The organism is Okeania sp. SIO2F4 (genome assembly GCF_010672385.1).
Lineage (GTDB): Bacteria > Cyanobacteriota > Cyanobacteriia > Cyanobacteriales > Microcoleaceae > Trichodesmium.
The window spans coordinates 1-1,169 of sequence record NZ_JAAHGT010001473.1 but is presented as its reverse complement, the minus strand read 5'-3'; the positions used below and the strand labels follow the sequence as shown (position 1 = coordinate 1,169).

The following is a 1,169-nucleotide window of genomic DNA, read 5'->3' as shown; positions in this document are numbered from 1 at the left end:
TCCCAAGTAGGTATTGCCTCCTTCGGGAAACATTTTCCTGCCCAAACATCTCAAGCTGAACTAACCCAAGTAATTCAAAAATTAAACCAAGACCCACAAGTAGACGGTATCTTGGTGCAGTTACCCCTGCCAGAACATTTAGACTCTACCTCATTACTGTACCAAACTGACCCTAGCAAAGATGTAGATGGACTTCATCCCATGAATCTTGGACAACTGCTCCGTGGTGAAAAAGGTTTACGCAGTTGTACACCCGCAGGAGTGATGCGTTTGTTACAGGAATATAATATTGAATTGCAAGGAAAAAAGGCAGTTGTACTAGGGCGAAGTATATTAGTGGGCAAACCAATGGCATTAATGTTATTGGAGGCCAACAGTACAGTAACAATTGCCCATTCCCGGTCTCAAAATTTAGAGGTCATAACCAGGAATGCAGATATTCTTGTCGCAGCAGTGGGTAAACCAAACATGATTACTGCTGAGATGGTCAAACCAGGAGCAACAGTAATAGATGTAGGAATTAATAGGGTGATAGATGAAGCGGGTAATAGTCGGTTAGTGGGAGACGTTCAATTTGATTCTGTAGCAGAGGTAGCAGGATACATTACACCTGTGCCTGGAGGGGTTGGCCCGATGACTGTAGCGATGTTATTACAAAATACTGTAGAACGTTGGAGCAGTTTGATCGGATAATTCGACTTATACTAATTTGAATAAAAAAAGGGAAATACGACTGTATCTTCAAGTTAGTTCCTGATAATTTCTGTTCTACCTTTTCTATTACTTGTGCCACTTACCAATACTTCTCATCAGGGATAAATACTAAATTTACTGTAGCGCTATAGTTTTTAACAACTATATATCTAGATAATTTCTGTTCTACCTTTTCTATTGCTTGTGTCACTTACCAATACTTCTCATCAGGGATAAATACTAAATTTACTGTAGCGCTATAGTTTTTAACAACTATATATCTAGGGTTTTTCCCTGAACTAGAGAGAAATTATATTTCGACTAGGACTGTATCTTCAAGTTAGTTCCTGATAATTTCTGTTCTACCTTTTCTATTGCTTGTGTCACTTACCAATACTTCTCATCAGGGATAAATACTAAATTTACTGTAGCGCTATAGTTTTTAACAACTATATATCTAGGGTTTTTCCCTGAAC

At 38.3% G+C, this 1,169-nt stretch carries 1 protein-coding gene; it reads left to right on the top strand.

Translation table 11 applies throughout. The features are described from left to right. Positions 1–693: bifunctional methylenetetrahydrofolate dehydrogenase/methenyltetrahydrofolate cyclohydrolase FolD (gene folD, locus F6K22_RS41310; protein ID WP_293111009.1), on the top strand; the 693-nt coding region annotated here is incomplete at its 5' end. Between the last annotated feature and the right edge of the window lie 476 nt (positions 694–1,169).